The organism is Streptomyces sp. NPDC054872 (assembly GCF_053610705.1).
This window is the reverse complement of sequence record NZ_JBSGYY010000001.1, coordinates 353097-376443: the sequence shown is the minus strand read 5'-3', so window position 1 is coordinate 376443 and position 23347 is coordinate 353097. Positions and strand designations below refer to the sequence as shown.

At 73.1% G+C, this 23347-nt stretch carries 23 protein-coding genes; 11 read left to right on the top strand and 12 right to left on the bottom strand.

The annotated features are described in order from the left end of the window. Positions 1-5: 5 nt before the first annotated feature. The 6 genes from ACWGIH_RS01615 to ACWGIH_RS01590 all read right to left on the bottom strand — a co-directional run bounded on the left by ACWGIH_RS01615 (position 6) and on the right by ACWGIH_RS01590 (position 5618). Entirely contained in the window at positions 6-1301 is a 1296-nt protein-coding gene (locus ACWGIH_RS01615) for an amidohydrolase family protein (RefSeq protein WP_453445997.1), read from the bottom strand. 55 nt (positions 1302-1356) lie between these two features. Beyond that, positions 1357-2637 carry an amidohydrolase family protein gene (locus ACWGIH_RS01610; protein ID WP_453445999.1) on the bottom strand — a complete coding sequence of 427 codons (1281 nt, stop codon included), beginning with the start codon at positions 2635-2637 and terminating at the stop codon, positions 1357-1359. Positions 2638-2789: 152 nt separating this feature from the next. Then, positions 2790-3482 carry a GntR family transcriptional regulator gene (locus ACWGIH_RS01605; RefSeq protein ID WP_453446000.1) on the bottom strand — a complete coding sequence of 231 codons (693 nt, stop codon included), beginning with the start codon at positions 3480-3482 and terminating at the stop codon, positions 2790-2792. Positions 3483-3546: 64 nt separating this feature from the next. After that, entirely contained in the window at positions 3547-3900 is a 354-nt protein-coding gene (locus ACWGIH_RS01600; RefSeq protein ID WP_365816111.1) for a VOC family protein, read from the bottom strand. Between the two features lie 10 nt (positions 3901-3910). Beyond that, on the bottom strand, positions 3911-4489 hold the full coding sequence (locus ACWGIH_RS01595; RefSeq protein ID WP_453446002.1) for a hypothetical protein: 579 nt from the start codon (positions 4487-4489) through the stop codon (positions 3911-3913). Between the two features lie 28 nt (positions 4490-4517). Further along, a complete protein-coding gene (locus tag ACWGIH_RS01590) occupies positions 4518-5618 on the bottom strand; it encodes an enolase C-terminal domain-like protein (protein WP_453446004.1) in 1101 nt (366 codons plus the stop codon). Between the two features lie 290 nt (positions 5619-5908). Between ACWGIH_RS01590 and ACWGIH_RS01585 the strand changes: the two genes are divergently transcribed. Continuing rightward, positions 5909-7756 (top strand): transketolase, encoded by a 1848-nt coding sequence (locus ACWGIH_RS01585; protein ID WP_453446006.1) that lies wholly within the window; start codon positions 5909-5911, stop codon positions 7754-7756. 6 nt (positions 7757-7762) lie between these two features. On the opposite strand, the gene ACWGIH_RS01580 is transcribed toward ACWGIH_RS01585, so the two are convergent. After that, on the bottom strand, positions 7763-8299 hold the full coding sequence (locus tag ACWGIH_RS01580; protein ID WP_453446007.1) for a hypothetical protein: 537 nt from the start codon (positions 8297-8299) through the stop codon (positions 7763-7765). A 136-nt stretch (positions 8300-8435) separates the two neighbouring features. Here ACWGIH_RS01580 and ligD point away from each other — a divergent pair, with 136 nt between their 5' ends. Continuing rightward, positions 8436-9362: a non-homologous end-joining DNA ligase gene (ligD, locus tag ACWGIH_RS01575; protein WP_453446008.1), complete on the top strand. Its 927-nt coding sequence runs from the start codon at positions 8436-8438 to the stop codon at positions 9360-9362. A gap of 25 nt (positions 9363-9387) precedes the next feature. On the opposite strand, the gene ACWGIH_RS01570 is transcribed toward ligD, so the two are convergent. Then, on the bottom strand, positions 9388-10197 hold the full coding sequence (locus ACWGIH_RS01570) for a class I SAM-dependent methyltransferase (protein ID WP_453446010.1): 810 nt from the start codon (positions 10195-10197) through the stop codon (positions 9388-9390). A gap of 250 nt (positions 10198-10447) precedes the next feature. Between ACWGIH_RS01570 and ACWGIH_RS01565 the strand changes: the two genes are divergently transcribed. Genes ACWGIH_RS01565 through ACWGIH_RS01555 form a run of 3 tightly spaced genes read left to right on the top strand, consistent with a single transcriptional unit; the run spans position 10448 to position 13748 of the window. After that, entirely contained in the window at positions 10448-12067 is a 1620-nt protein-coding gene (locus tag ACWGIH_RS01565) for an ABC-F family ATP-binding cassette domain-containing protein (RefSeq protein WP_453446012.1), read from the top strand. 32 nt (positions 12068-12099) lie between these two features. Then, positions 12100-12711, top strand: coding sequence for a TIGR03086 family metal-binding protein (locus ACWGIH_RS01560; RefSeq protein ID WP_453446014.1), 612 nt, complete (start codon positions 12100-12102; stop codon positions 12709-12711). A 44-nt stretch (positions 12712-12755) separates the two neighbouring features. Next, the gene (locus tag ACWGIH_RS01555; RefSeq protein ID WP_453446016.1) at positions 12756-13748 is read left to right on the top strand and encodes an AraC family transcriptional regulator; all 993 of its coding nucleotides are present in this window, start codon (positions 12756-12758) and stop codon (positions 13746-13748) included. Positions 13749-14025: 277 nt separating this feature from the next. On the opposite strand, the gene ACWGIH_RS01550 is transcribed toward ACWGIH_RS01555, so the two are convergent. Further along, positions 14026-14397: a CBS domain-containing protein gene (locus tag ACWGIH_RS01550; protein ID WP_453446017.1), complete on the bottom strand. Its 372-nt coding sequence runs from the start codon at positions 14395-14397 to the stop codon at positions 14026-14028. A gap of 136 nt (positions 14398-14533) precedes the next feature. Between ACWGIH_RS01550 and ACWGIH_RS01545 the strand changes: the two genes are divergently transcribed. Beyond that, entirely contained in the window at positions 14534-14674 is a 141-nt protein-coding gene (locus ACWGIH_RS01545; protein ID WP_453446019.1) for a hypothetical protein, read from the top strand. 221 nt (positions 14675-14895) lie between these two features. Next, entirely contained in the window at positions 14896-15693 is a 798-nt protein-coding gene (locus tag ACWGIH_RS01540) for an RNA polymerase sigma factor SigF (RefSeq protein WP_453446021.1), read from the top strand. On the opposite strand, the gene ACWGIH_RS01535 is transcribed toward ACWGIH_RS01540, so the two are convergent. After that, complete coding sequence (locus ACWGIH_RS01535; protein WP_453446022.1) at positions 15690-16850, bottom strand: PAS domain-containing protein; 1161 nt, start codon at positions 16848-16850, stop codon at positions 15690-15692. The genes ACWGIH_RS01540 and ACWGIH_RS01535 overlap by 4 nt on opposite strands. A 75-nt stretch (positions 16851-16925) precedes the next feature. Between ACWGIH_RS01535 and ACWGIH_RS01530 the strand changes: the two genes are divergently transcribed. Together ACWGIH_RS01530 and ACWGIH_RS01525 are read left to right on the top strand one after the other, a co-directional pair. Beyond that, positions 16926-17645 carry an ANTAR domain-containing response regulator gene (locus ACWGIH_RS01530; protein ID WP_453446138.1) on the top strand — a complete coding sequence of 240 codons (720 nt, stop codon included), beginning with the start codon at positions 16926-16928 and terminating at the stop codon, positions 17643-17645. Positions 17646-17816: 171 nt separating this feature from the next. Then, positions 17817-19061 (top strand): aminotransferase class I/II-fold pyridoxal phosphate-dependent enzyme, encoded by a 1245-nt coding sequence (locus tag ACWGIH_RS01525; RefSeq protein ID WP_453446024.1) that lies wholly within the window; start codon positions 17817-17819, stop codon positions 19059-19061. A 9-nt stretch (positions 19062-19070) separates the two neighbouring features. Here the strand turns inward: ACWGIH_RS01525 and ACWGIH_RS01520 are convergent, their stop codons facing one another. Beyond that, positions 19071-19688, bottom strand: coding sequence for a DedA family protein (locus tag ACWGIH_RS01520; RefSeq protein WP_453446025.1), 618 nt, complete (start codon positions 19686-19688; stop codon positions 19071-19073). Beyond that, positions 19685-20473 (bottom strand): MBL fold metallo-hydrolase, encoded by a 789-nt coding sequence (locus ACWGIH_RS01515; RefSeq protein WP_453446139.1) that lies wholly within the window; start codon positions 20471-20473, stop codon positions 19685-19687. Before ACWGIH_RS01515 ends, ACWGIH_RS01520 begins: the two co-directional genes overlap by 4 nt. 127 nt (positions 20474-20600) lie before the next feature. Between ACWGIH_RS01515 and ACWGIH_RS01510 the strand changes: the two genes are divergently transcribed. Together ACWGIH_RS01510 and ACWGIH_RS01505 are read left to right on the top strand one after the other, a co-directional pair. Further along, complete coding sequence (locus ACWGIH_RS01510) at positions 20601-21005, top strand: hypothetical protein (RefSeq protein ID WP_453446140.1); 405 nt, start codon at positions 20601-20603, stop codon at positions 21003-21005. Positions 21006-21082: 77 nt separating this feature from the next. Further along, on the top strand, positions 21083-23266 hold the full coding sequence (locus tag ACWGIH_RS01505; protein WP_453446026.1) for a phage holin family protein: 2184 nt from the start codon (positions 21083-21085) through the stop codon (positions 23264-23266). The last annotated feature ends 81 nt before the right edge of the window (positions 23267-23347 follow it).

Sequence of the window (23347 nt, the reverse complement as noted above, 5' to 3'; positions counted from 1 at the left end):
CGTGGTCAGGTCAACTCGCCGTTCCTGGCCACGACCTGACCGCCGTGCACCACCATGTCCCGCTGCGGCATGTCCACCAGGACCTGCGGGAGGCACTCCCCGCGCACGAGGATGAAGTCGGCGGGGGAGCCGGGCTCGAGGTCGGCGCGGTCGAGGCCCATCACGTCCGCGCCGCCGTGCGCGCCCACGTCGTAGCAGTCGGCGAGTTCGTCGTCGAGACGGACGTCGGTGACCCAGCCGAGGATGTGCGCACGGTGCAGCATGTCGGCGTTGCCGAACGGGCTCCACGCGTCGCGCACCCCGTCCGAGCCGAGCCCGACCCGCACCCCGTGCTCGCGCAGCCTCGCGATCGGCAGGACGAGCGATTCGTTCGGCGCGACCGTCGTCAGGGAGATGTCCTGCTCGCCCAGGTCGGCCGCCATCTTGCCCAGGTCGGTGTCGGACAGGTGGGGCAGGCAGAAGACGTGGCTGACCGTGACCTTGCCGCGCAGAGACAGCGCGCGGGTGCGCTCGATGATGGCCCGCAGGACCTTCGTGCCCTTCTCGTCGCGGTCATGGAGGTGGATGTCCACACCGACGCCGTGGCGGTCCGCGAGGCCGAAGACCAGGTCGAGCTGTTCGTCCATCGCGTCGTCGAAGCTGATCGGGTCGATGCCGCCGACCAGGTCGACGGCGCCGGAACGGGCCGCTTCCTCCAGGAGCTCCGCCGTGCCGGGCGTCCGGATCACGCCGTGCTGCGGGAACGCCACGATCTGCACGTCCAGGGCGTCCCGCAGCCGCTCGCGGGCCGCGTTCACCCCCTCGACACCGGCCAGATCGTAGGCGGGCGCCACGTCCACGTGCGCGCGCATCGCGCGGGTGCCACGGGTCACGGCGTGCGCCATCAGGCCGTGGGCGCGCTCGCCGACCGGCCGGGCCTGGCTCTTGAACAGCTCCACGTCCTGGGCGCAGTAGTCGGCGATGCCGCTCGCGGGCTTCCGCGTGACCCAGTCGCCGCCCCACGTCGTCTTGTCCGGGTGGATGTGGGCGTCCACGAGCGAGGGCAGGGCGACCCGGCCGCCGCCGTCGATCACCTTGGCACCCTTGGGCGCCCGGCCTTCCGTGATGCGGCCGTCGACGACCGTGAGGTCCACGGGGGTCTTCGCGCCGAAGGGACGGACATCGCGGAACACCACGGCCCTGGAGCGTCGCTTGTCGCCGTGAGGTGCGGCGACGGCCGGTGCGGCGGCCGAAAGGGCGGCTCCGGTGCCCGCGAGGGCGGCGGCTCCGGTGAGTACGCCGCGGCGGGAGAGAGGCGTCATGGGGTCTCCTTCAAGAGGTGTGGTGCGCGGGGAGTGACCGGGGACTCGGGGGTGTTCAGAGCGCGATGCCCGAACGCACCACGCGTACGGGCTTCTTGAGGACCGTCACGTCGGCCAGCGGGTCGCCGTCCACGAGGAGGACGTCACCGGCGAAGCCACGCGCGAGGCGGCCCGCCGTGCGGTCCACGCCGAGCAGCTGGGCGGCGCCGGTGGTGGCCGTACGGATCGCGTCGAGCGCGGAGAGCCCCGCCGCCCGCATCAGCTCCACCTCGCGGCCGATGGGCTTGATCTTCCCGCCGGAGGAGTCCGTGCCCGCGGCCAGCGGCACCCCCAGCTCGTGCGCGGCGAGCACGGCCCGCTTCAGGACCGGCAGGTACTGACGGCCGCGCTCCGCGAGCACCGGGTCCGAGGACTCCGCGAGACCGGCGATCGCGGTGAGGGTCGGCGTGAAGTACGTGCCCCTGCGCCGCATCTCGTGCAGCGTGCGCTCGCCGACGAACGCGCCGTGCTCCAGCGAGCGGATACCCGCCATGACGGCGTCGTGGCAGCCCTTCTCGCTGTAGCTGTGGCAGAGCACGCCCTTGCCGCCGCGCCGGGCCGCCGCGACCACGGCGGACAGCTGCTCGCGGTCGTACACCTGGGCCAGCGGGTCCTGCTCGGGCAGCCCGGCCCGCTCGTTGACCCGGGTCTTGATGACGTCGGCGCCACGGGCGAGGTTGACCTCGACGACGCGGCGCAGCGCCTCGGGCGAGCGCACGCCGTCACGCAGTTTGGCCAGCGGGGTCAGCTCCGGGTCGGCGAGGATCGTGTCGCCCAGGTCGGGCGTGACGAAGACACCGGCGGCGCGGAGGCGGGGCGCCTGCCGCGGGGCCTGGCGGGCCAGTTCCCGTACGGCGATGTCCTGGAAGAAGTTGGTCGAGCCGCTGCGCGCGCTCGTCGCCCCGAGCAGCACCGCGTCACGTGCCTCGGCCGCGGTGTTGAGGTGGATGTGCGCGTCGACGAGACCCGGCAGGATCCAGCGCCCGTGCGCGTCGAGCACCTCGGCGTTCTCGGGCACCTCCGTCCGTCCGCGCCTGCCCGCCGCGCGCACGACACCGTCCACGATGACGACCACCGCGTCCTCGGTGACCTCGCCGGTCGCGGGGTCCAGGAGGGTGCCGCCGTCGACGACCAGATCACCGCCGGTCCGCCGGCTGCCGGGGGCGGCGGAGCTCGCGCCGGCCCGGGGCGCGGCGGCGGTCAGCGCTGCCGTGGTCCCGGCGAGCGCCGCCGCACCCGCGAGGACGCCGCGCCGGGTGAGCCGGGAGGAGGGCGGAGGGATGGACTCGACGCACATGGGGCTGCTCCAGGGCGGGTTGCGGAGGGAACGCGTCCGCAGTTTGTATACCAAGCCGGAGTGGCCCGCAAGGGAGCGTAAAGAAATGCGCAGGTATGTGCCGAGTGCTACGTGTGGGAGTGTTGCCCTGCACGTGTTGGTATACAAGAAACCTAGGAGTCGCTCTCCACGCTCTCTTCGAAGAGCGACCGCAGCGCCACCGACCGGCTGTCCCGCACATGCAGCAGCGTGCTCGCCGCGGCCGTCTCCTCGTCGCCCGACGCGATCGTCCGGTAGATCAGGTCATGCTGGGCCCGCATGTGGTCCGGCTCCGCGCGCATGCCGAACAGGAGCTGGAGCTGCCAGCTCAGCTGCTCCATCGTGCGGGCCAGGAGGGGATTTCCGGAGAGGGCCACGATGCCCTCGTGGAAAGCCGTGTGCGCGGCGACCTCGCGAGGCCCGTCGTCCACGTCCGACGCCTGCTCGGCCTGCCGCAGGGTGGCCCGCAGCGCGGCGAGACCCGGCGGCTCCTCCGGCGCGCTCCCTGTCACCCGGCGCGCCGCGAGCCGGGAGGCCTGGACGGCGAGCGGCTCCCACACCTCGTACAGATGCCGCACATCGGAGCGTTCCAGACGGCGCACCCGTACCCCGCTGTGCGGCAGGAGTTCGAGGAGGCCCTCGGCGACCAGCGCGCGCAGCGCCTCCCGCACCGGGACCCGCGACATCCGCAGCTCCTCGGCGACCTCACGCTCCACCAGACGCGAGCCCAGCGGGTAGCGGCGGTCCACGATGCGCTGCCGGACGGCCTCGCGCGCCTGAGCGCTCAGCGAGATCCGTTCCGTACCGTCCGCCGTACTGCCCGCCACGTGCACCGTCCTCCGTTCGGCCTGCCTGCCGTGGAGGATACGGGGAGGGCCGCGCGGGCGCGGTTCAGGACGCGGGGCGCCGGTCCGCGTACTCGAACACCGTGCCGTCCGGGTGCACAGCGATGAGGTTGCGGCCCACCGGCGTCGGGACGGGGCCCGCGATGACACGGGCGCCCGACGCGTTCAGGACGGCGTACGCCTCGTCGACGTCCGGTACGGCGATCGTCGCCGAGACCTTCCTGAGGATCTCCAGCTCACGCTCGGGCCCGCTCATCAACAGAAAGCAGCCCACCGCCGCGACCGACACGCCCTCCCGCTCGAAACGCTGCGCGGTGCCGCCCGCGAGGCGTTCGTAGAAGGCGACCGAGGACTCCAGGTCCTCGACGCAGATACGCAGCGTGGCTCCCAGGATCTCCATACGGGCGAGCCTAGTTGGCCCGGCCGGCATCCGAGATCGTTTCGGCGGACTTCCGGGGATCCCACCCCGTGGCGGCCACCACATCGGCCGCGATGTCCTCGACCCGCCGCCCGTCCGTCGCCACGCGGTGGGTGCCCTCGGCCGCGTGGTCGTCGAGCCACCGGGCCATGAACGCGCTGCGGCGCAACTGCCGTTGGAGCTCCGAGCCCCGTTCGCGCGCGGTCAGCCGCTCCTCGACGGTGGCGTCCGATGCCGTGAGGAGCACGCGGATGAGGCGCGGGCCGCGCAGGGCGCGGGTGAACAGCCGCTCCTCGCTCCCGAGGACGCTCGCCGTGTTCGTGTAGATCAGACGACGGCAGCCGAGGTCCGTGTAGTTCGCCCAGAGCGCGGCCAGATTCCGCTCGGTGATCCCGGAGCGGTGCGGGTCGCCCGGCGGCGCCGGATGGACCGCGTCCAGTACGTCGCCCTCGATGTACGCGTGCCCCACGTCCGCCGCCCGCAGCCGCGCGGCGACCTCCCGGCCGACCGAGGACTTGCCCGCCCCGGAGCGGCCCCCGATGAGCAGGGCCTCCGTCTTTCGCTCTCGCATGAGCCGAGCGTGGCAGGCGGGGGCGCCGCTACGCGACCCGGTATTCCTCGACCTCCTCCGTGCGCCGCAGCTCCAGGCCGTGGCCCACGCCGCCGTCGGGGCGGACGACGCCGCCCGTCGGGTCGAGGGCGCCGTCGAAGAACATCGACTCGATCCGCACGTGATCGTGAAACCACTCGATGTGCCGGAGATTCGGCACGCACGCGGCGACCGCGGCATGCGCGTGCGGCGCGCCGCGGGCCGACACCTCGATCCCGTGCGCCTGCGCGAGGGCCGCCGCGCGCAGCCACTCGGTCAGACCGCCGCAGCGCGTCGCGTCCAGCTGGAGGCAGTCCACGGAGGGGATCATCCGCGCGAAGTACGGGAGGTCGTAGCCGTACGCGCCTGCCGCCACGTCGCAGACCAGCGCGTCCCGCACCAGCGCGAGGCCCCGCAGATCCTCCGAAGGGACCGGCTCCTCGAACCAGCCCACACCGTGCTCGGCAAGCACCCGGCCCACCCGGATCGCCTGCTTGCGGGTGTAGCCGCCGCTCGCGTCGACGTACAACTCGGCCTGCGAGCCGATGACATCGCGCGCGGTGCGCACCCGCAGCACGTCGCGGGCCGCCGCCCGGCCCCAGTCCTCGCCGACCTTGATCTTGACGCGGGGTATGCGCTGGCCGTGCACCCAGCCGTTCAGCTGGGCCGCCAGATGCGTGTCGTGGTACGTGGTGAAGCCCCCGCTCCCGTAGACGGGAACCTCGTCGCGGGCGGCGCCCAGAAGGCGTACGAGGGGGATCTCCAGGAGGCGCGCCTTCAGGTCCCACAGGGCGATGTCGACCGCCGAGACGGCGCACGACGCGGCACCGGGGCGGCCGGTGTTGCGCACCGCCTTCGTCATCGCCGTGTGCGCCGCGGGGATGTCGAGCGCGTCGAGGCCCGTGACCGCCGGGGCGAGCTGCTCGGCCAGCAGGGCGACGGTGGACGCCGGGGCGTAGGTCCAGCCCGTGCCCGTCGCGTCGCCCGCCGTGATCTCGACGATCACGATGGTGGTGCTCTCCCAGGCGAAGGTGCCGTCCGCCTCCGGGGCGTCCGCGGGGACCGAGTAGGCGGACAAGGCGGGCATTTCGATGGGCACTGCGTCCTTCATCGGGACCGTCCTGGATCACGTGCGGGGTGGGGGGCGCGGGGCGGCGCGGGGCCGGTTCGAACCCCCCGCACCTGCGACGGCGCTCCATACGGGTATCCCGAAGCCGGGCGGGCAAACCGGACCGGCCCCGGATCGCACCCCGCGTCGCCGCGGTGTTTGACGGCGGGGCGCAAGGGCAACCCGAAGGGCCCGCGTGCCGGTGCCGTCGGTGGTCACGCCCGACAGGAACCGACGGCCGACGCGCCCGGCGGACCGCCGGAACCACCCGCCCCACCCGAGGAGGACCCGCCATGACCACCAGTGAACTGGCCCCGATCGCCCGGCAGTTGCGGGTCGATTCCGTCCGGGCCGCCGATGCCGCGGGCTCCGGGCACCCCACCTCCTCGCTGTCCGCCGCCGATCTGATGGCGGTGCTCGTCGCACGCCACCTGCAGTACGACTTCGACCGGCCCGACCATCCCGGCAACGACCGCTTCATCCTCTCCAAAGGGCATGCCTCGCCCCTCCTCTACGCGGCGTACAAGGCTGCGGGCGTCGTCACCGACGACGAACTGCTGACCTTCCGCGCCCAGGGCAGCCGTCTCGAAGGGCACCCGACGCCGCGCCGCCTGCCGTGGGTCGAGGTCGCCACCGGCTCCCTCGGTCAGGGGCTTCCCGTCGGCGTGGGCATGGCCCTCTCGGGCAAGCGCCTCGACCGCATTCCCTACCGGGTCTGGGTGCTGTGCGGCGACAGCGAGCTGGCCGAGGGCTCGGTGTGGGAGGCCGCCGAGCACGCGGGGTACGAGCACCTGGACAATCTGACCGCCGTCGTCGACGTGAACCGTCTCGGGCAGCGCGGCCCCACCCGCCACGCCTGGGATCTGCACGCCTACGCACGCCGGTTCGCCGCCTTCGGCTGGCATGTCGTGGAGGCCGACGGCCATGACTTGGAGGAGGTCGACCGAGCCTTCCAGGAGGCCCGCTCCACCACCCGGCAGCCCACGGTCATCCTCGCCCGCACCGTCAAGGGCAAGGGAGTCGCCGCCGCCGAGGACCGCGAGGGCCTGCACGGCAAACCCCTGCCCGATGCGGCAGCCGCGATCCAGGAGCTGGGCGGCGCGGCCGACGTCCGGGTGGAGGTGCGCAAGCCCGCCGCCGCGCGTGCGCTGCACGCGACACGCAGCGGCCATCTGGAACTGCCGCGCCATGAGGTGGGCGACTCCGTCGCCACCCGCACCGCCTTCGGCCAGGCGCTGACCGCGCTCGGCGCCGCACGCGGCGACGTCGTCGCCCTCGACGGGGAGGTCGGCGACTCCACGCGGACCGAGTACTTCGCCAAGGAACACCCCGACCGCTTCTTCGAGTGCTACATCGCCGAGCAGCAACTCGTCGCCGCGGCCGTGGGGTTGGCGGCCCGCGGCTGGGTGCCGTACGCGTCGACGTTCGCCGCCTTCCTCACCCGCGCCCATGACTTCGTCCGCATGGCGGCGATCAGCGGCGCCGGCATCAACCTCGTCGGGTCGCACGCGGGTGTGGCCATCGGCCAGGACGGGCCGTCCCAGATGGGCCTCGAAGACCTGGCGATGTTCCGCGCCGTGCACGGTTCGACGGTCCTGTATCCGTGCGACGCCCATCAGACGGGCAAGCTCGTCGCGCAGATGGCGGGCCTGGACGGCGTGCGGTACCTGCGTACGTCACGTGGGGACGCGCCCGTCATCTACGGCCCCGGGGAGGAGTTCCCCGTCGGCGGCTCCAAGACCCTGCGCTCGTCCGACAACGACCGGCTCACGCTGGTCGCCGCCGGCGTGACCGTGCACGAGGCGCTGACCGCGGCCGAGTACCTCGACCGCGAGGGCATCCAGGTGCGGGTCATCGACCTGTACTCGGTCAAGCCCGTCGACCGCGCCACCCTGCGCGAGGCCGCCGAACGCACCGGCTGTCTGCTCACCGTCGAGGACCACCGGCCGGAGGGCGGCATCGGCGACGCCGTCGTCGAGGCCTTCGGCGACGGCGGACCGGTGCCCCGCCTGGTGCGGCTCGCGGTGAACACGATGCCCGGATCGGCGTCCCCCGAGGAGCAGTTGCACCTCGCCGGCATCGACGCCGAGTCCATCGCCGCGGCGGCGCGGCTCCTCGTGGAGCAGGCGGTCGTGCGGTGAGGCCGGTCAGCGCCTGCCGGGCCCCGTCGAGCCCACCGACCGCGCTGTCCGCGCCCTGAACCAGGCGTTGGACGTGGGCCGGAACATCAGGACCGTCGCGACGAGCACCGCGCTCAGATGCAGCACGCGGCTCGCGCCGAACAGGACGTCCACCGCCCCCAGGTCCCGGAAGGCCTCCCCCGGGGAGTGTCCGTCGGCCAGCCACCGGAGCGGCTCGACCACCAGGGACAGCGTGCCGAGGACGCCGAGGCCCACGGCCAGCGTCAGACGCGCCCAGTTCCTGCCGCGGCGCAGCTGGACGGCGGTCAGGACGGCCGCCGAGAACACGGCCATCCGCAGCAGCAGGCCGCCCGCCAGTTCCCCGGCGGACGCGTCGCCGTCGGCCATCAGGCCGCCGGCCATGAGCACCGTCTCGAAGAAGCCCGCCACGACCGCGGTGATCCAGAGCGCGAACGCGGCGTGGACGGGCGGCGGGGCGGAGGGTTCACCGCCGCCCCGCCGCGCCGGCCGGTGCCCCGGGTGTCTCTGCGTCGTGTTCGCCATGGTGTGCCTCGCTCACTGCGGTCCACCCTGAACCGTCTGCCTCGATGGTTCCGGTTGACCGTGGCCCGGGGCACGCCCGCCGACCCCCCTCTTCGGGTGTTGTCAGCACCCCTGTGCAGCATGAAAGGAACCCCACATGACCAGCGCACGAACCCTGCGGGCGGGCCGCCGCACCGTACGGCTGCACCGGCCCGACAAGGTCCTCTTCCCCGACGGCGGGGGAGCGGGTCATACGAAGGGGGACCTCGCCGACTACTACCGGGCCGTCGCCCCGTTCATGCTGCCCCACCTGCGCGGGCGCCCCTTGATGCTGGAGCGGCACCCGGACGGCGTCGACGGCCCCCGCTTCATGCAGAAGGACACCCCGGACCACTACCCGGACTGGATCACCCGCGCCGAGGTCGCCAAGGAGGGCGGCACCGTCACCCACACGGTGTGCGACGACACCGCGACGCTCCTCTACCTCGCCGACCAGGCCTGTCTCACGTTGCACCGCTGGACGTCCCGGGTCGGAGGCTCGGGCGGTGTCACCCATCCCGACCGGCTGGTCTTCGACCTCGACCCGGCCGAGGACGACTTCGGCCCGGTCCGTGAGGCGGCGCGTCTCCTGGGTGAACTCCTCGACCACGTAGGACTGCCGTCCGCCCTGATGACCACGGGCTCGCGCGGACTGCACGTCCTCGTGCCCCTCAACGGCCGGCACGACTTCGACGACGTACGCGCCTTCGCCAAGGACGTCGCCGAAGCGCTCGCCCGGGCCCACCCCGAGCAGCTGACGACGGCCGCCCGCAAGAAGGACCGCGGCGACCGTCTCTACCTCGACGTGCAGCGCAACGCGTACGCGCAGACCGCCGTGGCCCCCTTCTCGGTCCGTGCCGAACCCGGCGCCCCGGTCGCCGTGCCCGTCGCCTGGGAGGACATCGACGACCCCGCGCTCGGCGCCCGCCGCTGGACCATCGCGGACGCGGTCGACCAGGCGCGCACCGATCCCTGGGCGGGCCTCCTGCGCTCGGGGCGCGCCCTCGGCCCGGCCCGCCGCAAACTGCGTGCCCTGCACGGCTGAGGCTCGTCGCGCCGGCAGCGCCCCGTCACTTCCGGCAGAGGATCTCCCCGTGCAGTACGGCGAACCAGCCGTCCTCCCGCTCTCCCCACTCCCGCCACGCGTCGGCGAAGGCCCGCAGTTCACCGGCGTCGGTGTGTCCGCCCTGCACGGCGAGATCCGCGTAGCCGGAGGCGACCGTACGGTCCGCCCAGAGGCCGCTCCACCAGGCACGCTCCTCGGGCGAGGTGTAGCACCAGGTGCTCGCGCTCGCGGTGACGTCGTCGAAACCGGCCTCCAGGGCCCAGGACTTGAGGCGGCTTCCCGCGTCCGGCTCGCCGCCGTTGGCGCGGGCCACCCGCCGGTACAGGTCGAGCCAGCCGTCCATGGCGGGGGGCCTCGGGTACCAGGCCATCGCCGAGTAGTCCGCGTCGCGTGCGGCGACGATGCCGCCCGGCGCGCAGACGCGCCGCATCTCGCGCAGGGCGCGCACCGGATCGCCGACGTGCTGGAGCACCTGATGCGCGTGGACGACACAGAAGGAGTCGTCCGGGTAGTCCAGGTCGTGGACGTCCGCGACGGCGAACTCCACGTTCCGCAGGCCGCGTTCGGACGCTGTCGCGCGGGCCCGGTCCAGGATGCCGGGCGCGTGGTCGACGCCCGTGACACGGCCGTCGGGCACGAGCGCGGCCAGGTCGGCGGTGATGGTGCCGGGTCCGCAGCCGATGTCGAGGATCCGCATGTGTGGCTTCACCGCGTCGACGAGATAGGCGGCCGAGTTGGCGGCGGTCCGCCAGGTGTGGGAGCGCAGGACGGACTCGTGGTGTCCGTGCGTGTAGACGGCGGTCTCCTCCGGCATGGCGGGAACTCCTTCACGTTCGCTGCCGCTCGCTGCGGTGGACCGAACGGTACGCCGCCATGTCGCATAATGAGACCCGCGTATCACTATGTGGGCAGCAGTTGAGTAGGGGCGGGACGGACCGTCCACCCCGCCCGGCGTCCGGGGGCCGGAAAGGGTCGGCCGGAAATGGAGGGGCCGGAAGAGGGACCGGAAGAGGGAGGGGAAACGCATTTGCGGCAACGCGCGCCCCCCACGGAGAATCCCCCGCATGGGACATCTGGAAGCCGCGCACATCGAGTACTACCTGCCGGACGGCCGAGCGCTGCTCGGTGATGTCTCCTTCCGTGTCGGTGAGGGCGCCATCGTCGCCCTCGTCGGGGCGAACGGCGCGGGCAAGACCACCCTGCTCCGGCTGATCTCGGGCGAGATCCAGCCCCACGGCGGCACCGTCACCGTCAGCGGCGGCCTCGGTGTCATGCCGCAGTTCGTCGGGTCGGTGCGCGACGAGACGACGGTGCGTGACCTGCTGGTCTCCGTGTCGAACCCCCGCATCCGCGATGCCGCCAAGGCCGTCGACGTGGCCGAACACCTGATCATGACCGTCGACGACGAGGCCGCCCAGCTCCAGTACGCCCAGGCGCTGTCCGACTGGGCCGAGGCCCACGGCTACGAGGCCGAGACCCTCTGGGACATGTGCACGACGGCCGCGCTCGGTATCCCGTACGACAAGGCGCAGTTCCGCGAGGTCCGCACGCTCTCCGGCGGTGAGCAGAAGCGCCTCGTGCTCGAGGCCCTGCTGCGCGGCGGCGACGAGGTGCTGCTCCTGGACGAGCCGGACAACTACCTCGACGTACCCGGAAAGCGCTGGCTAGAGGAGCGGCTCAAGGAGACGCGCAAGACCGTCCTCTTCGTCTCGCACGACCGCGAGCTCCTCGCCCGCGCGGCCGAGAAGATCGTCAGCGTCGAGCCGGGGCCCGCGGGCGCCGACGCCTGGGTGCACGGCGGCGGCTTCGACACCTTCCACGAGGCGCGGCGCGAGCGCTTCGCGCGCTTCGAGGAGCTGCGCAGGCGCTGGGACGAGAAGCACGCGCAGCTGAAGAAGCTGGTCCTCAGCCTGCGCCAGGCCGCATCCATCAGCCATGAGCTGGCCTCGCGGTACGCCGCCGCGCAGACCCGCCTCCGCAAGTTCGAGGAGGCGGGGCCGCCGCCCGAGCCGCCGCGCGAGCAGGACATCACCATGCGACTGCAGGGCGGGCGTACCGGCATCCGGGCCATCACCTGCGAGGGGCTCGAGCTGACCGGCCTGATGAAGCCCTTCGACCTGGAGGTCTTCTACGGCGAGCGGGTCGCCGTCCTCGGCTCGAACGGCTCGGGCAAGTCGCACTTCCTGCGCCTGCTCGCGGGCGGCGACGTCGAGCACACCGGCGCCTGGAAGCTGGGCGCGCGCGTCGTGGCCGGCCACTTCGCGCAGACCCACGCCCACCCGGAGCTCTTCGGCCGCACGCTCCTGGACATCCTGTGGCGCGAGCACGCCCAGGCCAAGGGCCCCGCCATGTCGCGGCTGCGCAGGTACGAGCTCACCGGGCAGGCCGAACAGCGCTTCGAACGGCTCTCCGGCGGCCAGCAGGCGCGCTTCCAGATCCTGCTCCTCGAGCTGGAGGGCTCCACCGCCCTGCTCCTCGACGAGCCCACCGACAACCTCGACCTGGAGTCCGCCGAGGCCCTTCAGGAAGGTCTCGAGGCGTACGAGGGAACGGTCCTCGCCGTGACGCACGACCGCTGGTTCGCCCGCTCCTTCGACCGCTATCTCGTCTTCGGCAGCGACGGTCTCGTGCGCGAGACGCCCGAGCCGGTGTGGGACGAGCGCCGCGTGGAGCGCAAGCGGTAGCGGCTCTTGGCCGTGGGAGGACAATGGCGGGTATGGCAGACACGACTGGCACAGCTGGCCCGTCCGACCTGAACGACCGCGAGCTCCTCGACCGGCACGCCGCCGCCCTCGACCTGTTCGGCGACCGGGTGCACGCGATCGGGCCCGACCAGTGGGACGCGGCAACGCCGTGCACCGACTGGTCCGTGCGCGACCTCGTCGATCACCTGACCACCGAGCAGCTCTGGGTGCCCTCCCTCGTCCGCGACGGCGCCACCATCACCTCCGTCGGCGACGCCTTCGACGGAGACGTGCTCGGCCCCGACCCCGTCGCATCCTGGGACACGGCGGCAGCCGCCGCCCAGGAGGCGTTCGGCGAGCCGGGCGCCATCTACCGCACGGTGCACCTCTCCTTCGGCGACACCGCGGCCGACTTCTACTGCGGGCAGATGATCACCGATCTCGTCGTGCACGCCTGGGACCTGTCCCGGGCCATCGGCGCGGACGAAACCCTTCCGGAAGACCTCGTCGCCTTCTCCCTGCACGAAATCAAGCCGTACGCTGCGGACTTGGCGAAGAGTGGGCTCTTCGCCCCCGCGGTGGAACCGCCGCAGGACGCCGACGCACAGACGGAGCTGCTGAGTCTGGTGGGGCGCCAGGTGTAGCAGCGGGGGAGCGTCAACGATGTCGGGGGAGCGGTGAGTCACGCGTGAGTGCCCAGGTGCTGAGGACGCCCTTCAGGACCGCGGACGTGGACGAGGCGCGACAGGTGATCGGTGCCGCGTTCTACAGCAACTTCATGGATGTCCTCGACGGGCCGCGCGCCTTCCGTGCCGAGTTCGACATCGGGCGGCTCGGTGCGCTCACCGTCGGCGAGCTCAGCTGCGGCGCCGATGTGTGGATGCGGGTCGGTGAACTGGGCGCGTATCACGTGAACATCCCGCTCGGCGGGCACATGCGCTTCAGGCAGGGCGGCGGCGCGAGCACCGTCGCGACGGCTCAGCGGGCCGGGGTGTTCCAGCCCGTCGGCGACACGGTGGTGGAGCGGTGGACCGGCGACTGCCGGGTGCTCGCGGTGAAGATGGACCGCGAGGCGCTCGAAGAGCGTCTCGAGCAGCTCCTCGGCCGGCCGCCCCGCGTCCCGCTGACCCTCGCCCCCGAGCTGGACATCACCCGTGGCCCGGGCCGCAGTTGGGCCCGGCTCGTCACCACGGTCATCGGGGATCTGCGCGCGGAGCCCGGCGCTGGGCCGGACCAGCCGTCCCTCTACGCGTCGCCCCTGGTCGCCGCGCCCCTGCAGGAGGCGATCCTGAGCGGGCTGCTGCTCGCCGTCGACCACCCCTACCGCGACGAACTCACCTTCCCTGAGCGGAGATTGCGCCCGGCGCCGGTGAAGCGCGCGATGGACGCCGTGCAGCAGCGGCCCGAGCACCCCTTCACGCCCGCCGGGCTCGCCGCCGAGGCGCACGTCGGGGTGCGCCGGCTCCAGGAGGCCTTCCGCCGCTATGTGGGGATGTCCCCCATGGCGTACGTACGGGAGGTACGGCTGATCCGCGTGCGCGACGAACTGCGGGAGGCGGAGCCGGGCGCGCTCAGCGTGAGCGAGGTGGCGCACCGGTGGGGCTTCAGCCATCTGGGGAGGTTCGCCGAGCAGTACCACGCCCGCTTCGGGGAGCTGCCGTCCCGGACGCTGCGGGGCTGAATCCGGATCCCCGGGGTGCGTTGTCCGGAGCGCGGGTCAACGGAGCCTGCGTTATTCGGACAGCGGGCGCGCTCAGCGGATCGTGACCACCGGGGCAGCGATTTATCGTTTTACCTGTCACCGGTCGGGCCGGTCGCCGCCCACGGGTCCTCAACCCGCCCCGGGGCTGTGACCGTGACGGACCACCGGGGACGTTCCGGCCCGGCCTCAGGCCGGGCCGGGCCCGTGCCGCGGGTCCGGTCGCTCCCCCTGCACCATCCGTGCAACCGGACCCGCCTCAGGCCGAGGCGGCGAGATCCCTGAGTGTCACCATGCCCACCGGCGTTCCGTCCTCGACGACGGGCAACCTGCGCACGGCGTTCTCCAGCATCAGGCTGACCGCCGACGACACCGCGTCGTCGGGGGCGACCATCACCGGATTCGGCGTGCAGATGGCCTGCGCGCTGACGGTGAGGGGATCGGCGCCGTCAGCCACGGCCCGCAGCGTGATGTCCCGGTCCGTGAGCACGCCGACCAGCCGGCCGGACGTGGCCACCAGGACGTGCCCGATGTCCTGCGCGCGCATCAGCTGGGCCGCTTCCACCAGCGAGGCATCGGGACCTACCGCCACGACGCCCGGTGTCATGACGTCCCTTACGACAACAGCCATGGTGGGGCCCTTTCTGTGGGGGGTCGGTCGTTGTGCCGCAGTACCCCTGAGGGGCCGGTCCATGCGGGTTTGCCCCCAAGAAGTGGGGAGACCCGCCTCCTGCACCCCCCACGGGCACTCTGGGAGGGAAGGAGTCATGGCGGTACTCGCTGTGTTCATCCCGGTCCTGATGCTGGGCGTGATCCTGGCACTCGGCCGGTACGAGGAGTGGATGCTGCCGTCCGTCGAGCACGCCGTGAACGCCGACGAGGCGGAAGCCGTACGCCGCGCCACATGAAGGCGGCAGGGCGGCGCCCCCTCCCGCGGGTGCCGCCCCCCCCGTAGCGCACACGTGTTTGCTTCCCGGGCCTCGGGGCAGGCGGAGTTCACAGTGCTTCGGACCGGAGGCACGTCCGTGGGAGCGATTCGCGCTCGCCCGGGTGTGCCCCGTCGCGCTGTCGCGTCCACCCCACGGTGACTCTTCAACCCAAGGCACCGAACAGGGAGTTGCGACGCATCATGCGATCCGACGCGCGACAGACGAAGCGCCACCCGCACGACGACGCCCCCGACACCGCAGCCGCCTTCCGCAGGCTGACCGAGATGCCGCACGGTCCCGAACGCGATGCACTGCGCCAGGAGTTGGTCAGGGCCTGGCTGCCAATGGCCGAGCGGCTCGCCGGCCGGTTCCGCAACCGCGGTGAGGCGCTGGACGACTTGCGCCAGGTGGCGGCCCTCGGCCTGGTCAAGGCCGTCGACCGTTACGACCCCGAGCGCGGCAGCGCCTTCGAGAGCTATGCCGTGCCGACGGTCACCGGCGAGATCAAACGCCACTTCCGTGACCACATGTGGACCCTCCATGTGCCGCGCCGCGTACAGGACTTGCGCAACCGGGTGCGGTTCGCCCGCCAGGAGCTGACCCAGACCGTCCCCGGGCGCGCGCCGAGCCTCGCCGAGATCGCCGAGAAGGCGCAGCTCTCCGAGGAGGACGCGGCCGCCGGTCTGGAGGCGCTTGAGAGCTTCACCGCACTCTCCCTGGACGCCGAACTGCCGGGCAGCGAGGACGGATACGCGCTGCGCGACGCACTCGGCGCGCCCGACCCCGCGCTGGACGTCGTCATCGACCGCGAGGCCGTCAAGCCGCGCATCGCCGCGCTGCCCGAGCGGGAGCGCGACATCCTCTACATGCGGTTCTTCGGCGACATGACGCAGAGCCGGATCGCCGAGCAACTCGGCATCTCCCAGATGCATGTCTCGCGCCTGATCAGCCGCTGCTGCAACCGGTTGCGCGAGGAAGTCATGCAGGACGCCGCCTAGTTCGGCCCGGAGGTCCCCCGGCTCGCACGGCGGGCGGCCATGGCAAGGGCGATGTGGCGCGACATCACGTCGACCGTCTGCGCCTCGGCCATCGAGAAGGCGAGCCGCGCCCCGCTCCTGAACAGCGTGAGGACCCCTTCCACCGGGCCGTCCGAGCGTCCCCTCAGCGGCACGCACAGCAGGGACGTCACCTGTGCGCGTACGAGGACGGGGGCGCCGGACGCGTCCGGGCCGAAGGAGTCCGGGTCCTCCGGACGCACCTGCAGCATGGGCGCCCCGCCGCGTGCCGCCTCGACGACGAGGGGGCACGCGGCGGGCGGCTGTGCGAGGACGTCGCCGACCGGCGCGTCCTTCGGCCCGAGGACGGTCGTACGCCGCTGCCGCGCGGAGCCTTCGTCGGCGATCACCCAGTCCGCGAACCGCGGGTGCAGGACACCGGCCGCCCGTTCGAGCACGACCGCGCGGTCCCCGGCGGGAGCCGTGAGCAGGGCGGTGGTCATGGCGTCCGCGAGATCCACGCGGGCCGCGTGCCGGGTCGCCTCGCCGAGGTCGGGGGCGGGAGCGTGTGAGGCACCCCGGGGCGACGCGTGCGAGTCCGCGGGCCGCGTGCCCGGCTGCAGCACCACCAGGACCGCCGTGCGGGGCTCGGCGCCGGGCCGCAGTGCGGTGAGCGTCGCGCGGACCGGGAGGTGCGGGGCGCGCTGGAGGTGGACGGTGAGGCTGCGGTCACCCTCGCCACGGGCGACCGCGGCGGTCTGCGAGCGGAACGCGACCCGGTCCGCGTGCAGCAGGAATCCGGTCAGCGGCTTGCCGGTGGCGTACCCCGCGCGTACGCCGGTGAGGCCGGTCGCGGCGAAGTTCATCCGCCGTACCACCGACTCCCGGTCGACGAGGGCGACGGGCAGGGGAAGGCGCTGGAAGAGGGCCCGCAGGAGACGCTGCTCGTCCCGGTCGGGAGTGCCGCCGCCCAAGTGGCCGTCGGCGGAGAGGCGTTCGTAGAGCGGCCGCAACTGCGCGGCCACGTGGTCGAGTTCGAAGAGAGCGGCGTCGAGAACGGGTCCGAGGTCGTCCGCCGGCAGGGAGCGCGCCGACTTCAACTCGGCGACGCGGCGCACGAAATCCGCAATATCCTCACCGAACTCCTCCGTTTGAGCCATGTGCCGAACGTATCCGCTGCGGCCGTTTTGCGGGGGTACTCGCGGGAAGGCGGAGAAGAGGAGGAGGAATCCATGATGCCCCTCGTACCGGAACCGGACCTCGACCTGGCGGGACCGGAGTCCGCACTGCCGGGACGCAGGCTCTCGGAGCTGGCGGAACAGGCCGTGCGCTGCACCACCGCGTGCTGCGGCGCGGGCACGACCGTGTCGGATGGCGGCAGCGACCACCCCGCTTCGGTGACCCACCCCGACCTCGCCGGTCTCGTCTCCGTACAGCTGCGCTCGGGCGACGGGCCCATTCCGGCGGCGCAGGAGCAGGGCGCGCCGGTGGAGACCGATGACCTGCTGCGGGACGAGCGGTGGCCCGTCTACCGCGCCATGGCGCTCGACTCCGGCGTACGCTCCAGCGTCACGCTCCCCTTCCAGCGCGGGGGCCTCACGGTCACCCTGACCCTGTTCAGCTTCCGCCCCGGCGCCCTGGACGACGTCCGGCACGGTCCCGCCCAGGCGCTCGGCGACCTCGCCACGACGGCCCTGGTCCGCGACCGCCGCTACCGCGCGGCCCTCACCGAACTGGACCACCTCGGCACCGCCCTGCGCACCCGCCCCGTGGTCGACCAGGCCTGCGGCATCATCATGCACGTCCTGACCTGCGACGCGGACAGGGCCTTCACGATGCTGCGCCGCATCTCCCAGACCACGAACCGCAAACTGGCCGACGTCGCGGCCGCGGTGGTGGAGAGGCGGGGCAAGGGCCTCGAGAAGGAGCTGGCGGCCCTGGCAGCGGAGAACTGACCGCCCAGCTCCACCGGAGACCCGAAACCGGAGACCCGAGACCAGAGACCGGAAACCGGAGACCAGAGACCCGAGACCAGAATCCAGAATCTGGAGGCCGGAGACCGGAATGAAAGCACTCGGCTGCGGCCCCCGCGCGCGGAGAGCGGCCCGTCGCGTTTCGATGGGTACATGCGGACGGAACCCGAAGGCCGTGGCCCTGTCCGGTACGGGCCTCCCCTGCCGGAGCCGGGCCTCCCGGTCCTACCCGGACTCGCCGCCGTGCTCGCCGGCGCCGCGGGCCGCCCCCACGCGGAACCACCCGGCGGCAGCCCCGCCCTGCTCGACGCCGCGAGCGGTTACTGGGCCCGGCGCGGGCTGCCGGGGGAGCGGGACCAGGTCGTCGCGGCGCCCGGTGCCGCGCCCCTGCTGCTCGCGCTGACCGCCGCCCTCGGCGGCGACGTCCTGCTCCCGCGCCCCTGCCCCGCCTGGTGGGCGCCGCAGGCGCGGCTGCTCGGCCGGTCGGTGTATCACGTGCCGACGCCCGCCGAGTGCGGCGGCGTCCCCGATCCGTTCGCCCTCCTGGAGACCGTTCGCCGCATCCGAGCCGAGGGCGGCACCCCACGCCTCCTCGTGCTCTCCGTCGCCGACGACCCCACCGCCACCGTGCCGCCGCCCGAGGTGCTGCACGAAGCCGTGGAGGCGGCGGCGGACGAGGGGCTGCACATCGTCAGCGACGAGACCTGGCGCGACACCCTGCACCGGCCGCACGACACGGTCCTCGTGAGCCCCGCCGAGATGGATCCCGGACGCGTGACGGTGCTGGCCGATCTCTCCGGAGCGTTCCTGCCGCCGGGCTGGCCCGCCGCGGTCGCCCGGTTCCCGGCCGGGGCCCGGGGCTCGGCGCTGCGGGCCCGCACCCTGGACGTCCTCACCGCGCTGGGCGCGTGCGTCACGGCGCCGGTCGGGGCGGCGGCCGCCTACGCCCTGGGCGAGCCCGACGAGGTCACCGACCGCCTCGTCCGCGCGACCCGCCTGCACGCGCGCGTGGCCGCGGCCGCGCAGCGCACGGTGCTCGCGGCGGGCGCGCTGGCCCGGCCGCCGAGGGCGGGCCGTCACCTCTACGTGGACCTCGGACCGCTCCGCCAGGCCCTCGCCGCGCGGGGCGTCGGCGACTCGCAGGACCTGGAGGACTTCCTCGGTGAACGCCTCGCCATGCCCGCGCCCGGCGGCCACCGCTTCGGCGACGAACTGGGGGCGTTGCGTGTACGTCTGTCCACCGGGCCTCTGCTCGGCCCGACCCCGCAGGAGCGCCTCGCGGCCCTCGCCGCACCGGACGAGGCCGAACTGCCGCATGTGGGGAGGGCATTGAGCGCACTGGGCGCGACCTTCGACGATCTCCGCGCGACAGCGCAGCGCATGAAACCCCCTCGGTGACGACGGGACCTAGGACGCCGTGCGCCGGCGGACCTTGCGCCACACCGTCGGCGCCACGCTGATCAGCACCGTCAGACCGACCGCCACCACCACGCCCTGCCACGGCTCCTTGAAGAGGGAGCCGCCGAGAATGCCGATCAGTTGGTACGTCACGGCCCAGGCGAGGCACGCCGGTATGTCACCGCGGGCGAACTGGCGCAGCGGCATCTTCGCCATCAGACAGGCCAGCATCACCGGAATCCGCCCGGCCGGTACGAGCCGGGAGAGGACGAGCACCAGCACGCCGTGATCGGCGAGCTTCTCCTGTGCCTGGGCCAGACGCTCCTCGGGCGCCCGGTCACGGATCGCCGCGAGCCAGCGAGAGCCGTTCTTCGAGTGCATGCCGCGCCGGCCGAGCCAGTACAGCGCCATGTCACCCAGGAACGCGGCGAACGCGGAGACCACGAACACCAGGAGCAGCGCGAGGGGCGCCTGCTGATGGAAGGCCACCACTGCGGCCGAGCTGACGAGCGCGCCCGTGGGAACCACGGGCACAAGCGCGCCGACCACGATGAGCAGGAACAGCGACGGATAGCCGACGGCCTGCGTCGAACCAGGAGCCACCTGCGCCGTCAGGGCGAGGATCACTGAGTGTCTCCCTTGGCGACCTCGGGCCGCACGCTCTCGCCGTGCCCCAGGCGGTGCACCGCCACCCCGGGCGCGATCCGCGCGGCCTGGCGCACGAACTCCTCGCCCGGCGTATGGAATTCATGGGGCCGCACGGCGTCCATGCCGATCGGCCAGTACGTCCCGTAGTGCACCGGTACCGCGCTGCGCGGCGCGAGCTCGGCCAGCGCCAGGGCCGCGCGCCCCGCGTCGAGATGACCATGGCCGAGATACGGCCCCCAGCCACCGACCGGAAGCAGCGCCACGTCGACCTCCCCGACCTCCTCGGCCATCGAGTCGAAGAGCCCGGTGTCCCCGGCGAAGTACGTCCGCGCCTCACCTCGCACCACGAAGCCGAGCGCGGGCGCGGCATGCGGTCCGACGGGCAGCCGCCGCCCGTCGTGCCGCGCCGTCACCACGCGCACGACCAGATCGCCGATCCGCACCTCGTCACCCGGCACGACGTCGATGAGGCGCAGATGGGAGAGCCGCCGCGCGAGCCCCGGCACCTGCCGGCGTGCGCCGCGCGGCAACAGCACCCGGGTGCCCGGGGTGATCCGTGCGAGGGACGGCAGGTGCAGATGGTCGGCGTGCAGATGGGAGAGGAGCACGGCGTCGGCTACGGCCGCCTCGGGCGGCGGGAGCGCGCCCCTGCGCCGGCGCAGATGAGCGAGGCGGCGGGCGAACAACGGGTCGGTGAGCACCCGGAGACCGGAATCCTCGACCGTGCAGGTGGCATGACCCCACCAGGTGATCTCCACCGGCACTCCCATTCCTCCTTCTTCCCCCCTCGCGCGACTGTTTACGAGCCTACGGCCAGGAGTAGGGTCTTCGGCTGACGCCAGTGGTGAGGATGCCAGAGGTGAGGGGGACGCGATGGGGGACGCCGCAAGCGTGACAGTGGTGCGGGTCGCCGCGATCGCCAGCCTGATACCGCTGGAGGAGCTGGACGCCGACCCCTTCCTGGTGGACTCCCGCAGCCAGCACGCGATGTGCGCGCGGTGGGCCGCGGCCCGGGGGTACGTCATCACGCGCGAACTGGTCGTGCACGGGCTGCCCGCCGATCACGCCGTGCTCTGGGCCGACGTCGACGAGGGCCTCGTGGACCTGTTCGTCGTGCCGAGCCGCCGCGTGCTCGACCGCGCGCTGCGTTCGCCGGACGAGTTCACCGCGGAGTGCGGGCGGCGCGGGGTGCGGATCGAGACGGCGGGGCTCGCCGAGCCGTCGTACGACGCGGTGATGAAGGCCCATGTCCACCGGCGGCTCTCCATGCCGACCGCGGGGTACGACGGTCGCTGACCGGTCCCCGGCACCCGGCCGTACACCCTGTGACAGGCTGGTGTCCGGATCTTTCATGAAACGTGAGGCGGCACGGCGTGGGGCGAGAGCGATGGCGGGCGGTCGGCAGCGTGCTGTGGAGATCCGTCGCCGTATGGCTGGTCAGTACGCTCACCATGCTCGCGCTCGCCGGGATCCTGCCCGACTTCCAGCTGCAGGCCGACAACGGTGACAGCGCCACCCGCATCGCCAGCACGGCAGCCCTGGGCGCCGGCGCCTTCGGCCTGCTCTCCTCGCTGGTGTGGCCCCTGCTCGTGCGGGCCCTGCTGCTCGTGCCCGCGCTCGTGCTCGGCCTGCTCGCCTTCGCCCTCAACGGCTCACTGCTGCTGCTCGCCCTCAGCCTCATCCCCGACGGCCGCGGCGAGGCCAACCCCGAGACCGCCGTCGTCGTCGCCGCGGTCATGTCCGCGGTCGCCTCCGCAACCGGCGGCGCCCTCGCCGTCCGCGACGACGACGCCTACCGCCGCCGCCTCTACCGCCTGGCCGACCGCAAGCGGCGCCGCCTCGCCGAAGGGCGCTTCGGTCCCGTACCGCCCGGCACCGTCTTCATCCAGCTCGACGGCGTCGGCCACGACGTCCTGCGCACCGCCGTGCACAAGGGCCTGATGCCCACCGTCGCCGTCTGGCTCGGCCAGGAGGGGGCGCCGACCCATCGCCTCACCCCCTGGCGCACCGACTGGTCGTCCCAGACCGGGGCGAGCCAGCTCGGCATCCTGCACGGCTCCAACCACGACGTTCCCGCCTTCCGCTGGTACGAGAAGGACACCGGCGAGGTCATGGTCTCCAACCGGCCCGCCTCGGCCGTCGAGCTCCAGCGCCGCGCCATCGAGCGCACCGGTGACGGCGGCCTCCTCACCCTCGACGGCGCCAGCCGCGGCAACCTCTTCAGCGGCGGCGCCGAGCAGGTCGCCCTGGTGCTCTCCATGGCCGCACGCCGCGGCAAGGAGAACCGTTCGCGCGCCGGGTACTTCGCCTACTTCTCCGACCCCGCCAACGCCGTCCGCACCGCCCTTTCCTTCGTCGCCGAGGTCGGCCGCGAGATCGGCGAGTCGACCCGGGCCCGGATCAGCAAGCGGCGCCCGCGCGTCGGCCGGGGCGGGCTCTACCCCTTCATCCGCGCCTTCGCGACCGTCGTCGAGCGCGATGTCGTCGTCGCCGCGGTCATCGGGGACATGCTCGCCGGGCGCAGCGCGGTCTACGCCGACCTCGTCGCCTACGACGAGGTGGCCCACCACTCCGGGCCCACCGGCCACGACGTGGAGAAGGTGCTCCAGCGGCTCGACCGGTCCCTCGCGCTGATCGCGAAGGTCGCCGAACACGCCCCCCGCGCCTACCGCATCGTGGTCCTCTCCGACCACGGCCAGAGCCCCGGCGAGACCTTCCACGCCCGCTACGGCCTCACCCTCGGCGACCTCGTCAGGGCCGGCTGCGGCCTGCCCGTGCCCCGCAAGGCGCAGCGCACGCACAGCGGCGCCGAGGCACGCTCGACGGTCCGCGCCGCGCTGCGCCGCCCCGTCGAGGAGGGCGCGGGACAACACCGCCCCGCCCGCCGCGCGGAGCCGATCGTCCTCGCGTCCGGCAACCTCGGCCTCGTCTCCTTCCCCGACGTCCCGCACCGCATGACCCGCGAGGAGATCGACCTGCGCCACCCGGCGCTCCTGCCGACCCTTGCCAACCACCCGGGCGTCGGCTTCCTCCTCGTACGCAGTCAGGAGCGCGGCCCCCTCGTCCTCGGCGCGCGCGGCGCCGAGGTGTATCTCGACGAAGCGGACGAAGGGGGTGAAGAGGACACAGAGCACGGCGACCTCGGCCCGCTCGCCGACTTCGGGCCCGGCGCCGCCGACGCCGTGCGCCGCACCGACGGCTTCCCGCACGTCGCCGACATCATGGTCAACTCCTGGTACGACCCCGAGGACGGGGAGGTTCTCGCCTTCGAGGAGCAGATCGGCTCGCACGGGGGGCTCGGCGGCGCCCAGGCGCAGCCGTTCATCCTTTCGCCCCTCCTGCTCTCCGCGCCGCTCGACGACGGGCACGAACTCGTCGGCGCCGAGCGCGTCCACGAGGTGCTGCGGCGCTGGCTCGGGGAGTTCCAGGGCCCGGAGGTTCCGCTGGTTCCGCAGGTGGGAGGGGGTCCCGCAGCCGTGGACGATTCCCCGCACGAGGGCCCGGACGAGACAGCTTTTGCGGTCGCCGACCCTGCCGCGCAGGACAAAACGCGCTGATTTTGTACGGTTCCCTTCGTGCCCGACCATGTCTCTCGCCCCGGCGATCCCGGGCGTCCGACGCGTTGAGAGGCACCACCC